This window comes from Citrobacter sp. S55_ASV_140 (assembly GCF_018919505.1).
In the GTDB taxonomy this organism is placed as follows: Bacteria; Pseudomonadota; Gammaproteobacteria; order Enterobacterales; family Enterobacteriaceae; genus Citrobacter; species Citrobacter werkmanii.
In genome coordinates this window covers 1-3,510 of record NZ_JAHLQZ010000294.1, presented here as the reverse complement: position 1 = coordinate 3,510, position 3,510 = coordinate 1, and the positions used below count along the sequence as shown (strand labels likewise).

Here is a 3,510-nt window from a genome sequence, read left to right as displayed (position 1 = left end):
GAATGAAGACTGAATAAACCCACGCCCGACCACAGCAGGCAAAAAAGTCCCAGTATTGCCAACATGACAATACGAATAGTGAAGTTTTTCAGCAAACCCATAATAATTTCCTTGCCGTTGATGAGGAATTCGCCATCAGGCGATACTTATCCTTGTTATCGGCAGGCGGTAGAGAAGATATAATGCGTTCTTTATTTTTTTACTTTCTTAAGTCCAGGCCATATCTCTCCAGATGATATCAACATGAATGCTAATGAAATTAGCTAGCATTATTATTCAGATAACTCACCTAAATTATTTAATAATGCTTTGTTTTTTATCGTAAATATTTATTAAACCCTGCAAGAGTGCGCTCCCAAGAGAAATCAGAGTCAGTATTATCATAATGAGAGGTCGGATCATTATGAAAGCCGTGATTAACGCAGGGAGATATATAGCCTTCACACGCGGGTCTCCTTCAATAACTCGCGTAACGAATTCTGCCCAGTTTTTCATCCCAGTGTGACCTGTGAACGGAATATTCACCGAGAACCCGCTAGAATAGAAACGCTGTTTCGAAATTCACCTGCACTAAGGAGATCTCATGGCCTGGTTTGCCAATCCTGAACGTTACGAGCAGATGCTCTATCGCTACTGTGGACGCAGCGGTTTACGCTTACCCGCGCTGTCGCTGGGTTTGTGGCACAGTTTTGGGCACGTTCAGGCGCTGGAGTCACAGCGCGCCCTGCTGCGTAAAGCCTTTGATTTAGGCATCACCCATTTTGATTTGGCCAATAACTATGGGCCGCCTCCAGGCAGCGCAGAAGAGAATTTTGGCCGTTTACTGCGCGAGGATTTTGCACAATACCGAGATGAGTTGATCATCTCCACCAAGGCAGGCTACGACATGTGGCCAGGGCCGTACGGTTCTGGCGGTTCGCGTAAATACCTGCTTGCCAGCCTCGACCAGAGCCTGCAACGCATGGGTCTCGACTATGTCGATATCTTCTACTCGCACCGCGTGGACGAAAATACGCCAATGGAAGAGACCGCCTCAGCGCTGGCCCATGCGGTGCAAAGCGGTAAAGCGCTGTATGTCGGCATTTCATCCTATTCCCCGGAACGAACGCAAAAGATGGCCGAACTGCTGCGGGAATGGAAAATTCCACTTCTTATCCACCAACCCTCTTACAACCTGCTTAATCGCTGGGTAGACAGCAGTGGCTTGCTGGATACGCTGGAAGCTAACGGCATGGGCTGCATTGCCTTTACGCCGCTGGCCCAAGGACTGCTGACGGGGAAATACCTCAACGGCATCCCGGAAGGTTCACGTATGCAGCGTGAAGGGAAAAAAGTCCGTGGGCTAACAGAAAATATGCTGACGGAAGAAAACCTTAGCAGCCTGCGTTTGCTCAATGAGATGGCGCAACAGCGCGGACAGTCGATGGCGCAAATGGCTTTAAGCTGGCTGCTAAAAGACAACCGGGTCACTTCGGTATTAATTGGCGCCAGCCGACCGGAGCAACTGGAAGAAAACGTTCAGGCATTGGCTAATCTGACGTTCAGCGCCGAAGAACTGGCGCAGATCGATAAACACGTCGCTGATGGCGAGCTGAACCTGTGGCAAGCCTCATCTGACAAATAGCCGTTCGTCACTCCGTGCCGGGTAGCCATGTAGATCTACCCGGCCATGGTAACGCGCAATGACCTTATACTTCTTCTGCTTTGAGCTGTGGACGCTGGTATTCCGGCCACACCAGCGCGACGAGCGCAGGGTAAGCCTCCAGGCTGAACTCCCTGAAGCACTGACGTAAGTTGAGCACATCCAGATCGGCATGCGGGACCTTCTCCCCGCTGAGACAGCGTTTTTTTATATTGTCGTAATATTTATACACCGCAGAGTTAAGGTCGCTACAGCGCCGCTGCGCATCAAATAAGCCAGGCGTCTCATTCAGCTCCGCCATCGTCATCCGTTTGATCGTCGAGTGGATAAAATCGATATATTCGTGATTAACCCGCCAATACCATACCGGGGTAATCGAATTCATCAATACAGAAAAATGATCTTCACCCTCTTCTTTACTCAAGATTTCCGGCTGGTGTCCAGCGTTACCATTTTCTGCATAGCGGTTTTTATTTGCGCTGCGCATCAACAAAAGCACCCCGCAGGTAAGCAATAGCAGGGTAATAACAGAATAAAATATACTGTTCATATACTGGCTCCATTTTTTTTGATTTTAAAATTACGCCATGCTATTGTCAACGCAGCCTGACATATTAAAAACAATACAGTATTGGCATCAAAGGATATTTCAACATGCTTCCCGAGCATCTTGTTCCCGCGCATTATCATTTATCTCAAACATCGACTAATACCTTCCCCACAGAAAACAGTGAAAATTTGACTCAGGGAAAGAGAACATTAAGCGATTATGAAGCAGATATTTTGATCAGCGCTACAGCGACCGGCCAGGCGCGCAATATGTTGTTTGAAGAGTGCGACCGTCATTTAAAAGAGCGTTTGTTTTGCGCGGCAAAGATTGAGTCATTCACGCGCTTGCTCAATTCATTGCAAGCAGAAGGCGACATTAATGCACAAGAATTAAGTAAAATTTTGACCGAAAAAACAGCCATCATTAATGAGCAAGGCAATAAAATTTGGCTTAATTTAATTACCCGCGAATCCAGCGATCCTATTTTTTATTCTCTGGAAGAGAAATAAAATGAAAGATGTTGAGGATAATAATGTTTATTTGGCTTTAGATGACCATAAAAGTGATGAGTTTGTCTTAAAGCAGAATTTAGCCATCCTGATTGCCAATAAAAACGCAACACTGGAAAGCGTTGCCCAGGAAATGGTTTCTATACCCGCCGCGCTGGTGCGGATGAAATGGCAAAATCGCAGTGAAATTTATGCGCTACAGGCGAAAGAAGAGATCTATGGCGCCGCGATTGAGGCCATCATAGCCCAACAACCCGAACTGCGGGATAAAATCATGGCCCGGCTGGAGAGCACCTACCAGCATATACTCGCGCGAGAAACGGCCACCTTACGCCTGACGCGCAAGCTGTCCGAAGGCAGCTACGAACCGACCAGGATAACCACGGTCGCGTTAGATGAAAACAGATAAGAACAGGTTTGTGGGGCGTGGAATCAGGATAAGCAGGCCGGGTAGGTGAAAACCACTACCCGGCGAGAAAGTTACTTCGCTTTCACGGTCTCTTCACCGACCAGACCAATCTTCAGGAAACCCGCCTGATGCAGCGAGTCCATTACCTTCATCATGGTTTCATAATCGACGGTCTTATCCGCGCGGAAGAAAATTGTGGTGTCTTTCTTCCCTTCTGTCAGCGTATTGAGCTCGCTAATCATGGTTTCATCCGTCACCTGATTGTTGCCGATAAACATACTCTTATCGGCTTTGACTGACAGATAAACCGGTTTTTCGGGACGCGGCTGCGGCGTACTGGTGGAGGCAGGGAGATTCACCTTCACATCTACTGTTGCCAGCGGCGCGGCCACCATAAAGA

The 3,510-nt window shown here is 47.8% G+C and carries 6 protein-coding genes; 3 read left to right on the top strand and 3 right to left on the bottom strand.

The genetic code is table 11. The annotated features are described in order from the left end of the window. The coding region (locus tag KQJ18_RS24765) for a hypothetical protein (protein WP_253297553.1) at window positions 1–101 on the bottom strand (101 nt) is incomplete at its 3' end. 482 nt (window positions 102–583) lie between these two features. On the opposite strand from KQJ18_RS24765, the gene KQJ18_RS22670 reads away from it, so the two are divergent. Next, a complete protein-coding gene (locus tag KQJ18_RS22670) occupies window positions 584–1,624 on the top strand; it encodes an aldo/keto reductase (RefSeq protein ID WP_042310975.1) in 1,041 nt (346 codons plus the stop codon). A 64-nt stretch (window positions 1,625–1,688) separates the two neighbouring features. Here the strand turns inward: KQJ18_RS22670 and KQJ18_RS22665 are convergent, their stop codons facing one another. Beyond that, window positions 1,689–2,192: a hypothetical protein gene (locus KQJ18_RS22665; protein WP_038633854.1), complete on the bottom strand. Its 504-nt coding sequence runs from the start codon at window positions 2,190–2,192 to the stop codon at window positions 1,689–1,691. Between the two features lie 104 nt (window positions 2,193–2,296). Between KQJ18_RS22665 and KQJ18_RS22660 the strand changes: the two genes are divergently transcribed. After that, window positions 2,297–2,701 carry a hypothetical protein gene (locus KQJ18_RS22660; RefSeq protein WP_038633858.1) on the top strand — a complete coding sequence of 135 codons (405 nt, stop codon included), beginning with the start codon at window positions 2,297–2,299 and terminating at the stop codon, window positions 2,699–2,701. 1 nt (window position 2,702) lies between these two features. Beyond that, window positions 2,703–3,110 carry a cytoplasmic protein gene (locus tag KQJ18_RS22655; RefSeq protein WP_159121573.1) on the top strand — a complete coding sequence of 136 codons (408 nt, stop codon included), beginning with the start codon at window positions 2,703–2,705 and terminating at the stop codon, window positions 3,108–3,110. Window positions 3,111–3,181: 71 nt separating this feature from the next. Here KQJ18_RS22655 and exbD read toward each other — a convergent pair. After that, window positions 3,182–3,510, bottom strand: a 329-nt coding sequence (gene exbD, locus KQJ18_RS22650) for a TonB system transport protein ExbD (RefSeq protein ID WP_216422805.1), incomplete at its 5' end; no start/stop codon positions are given.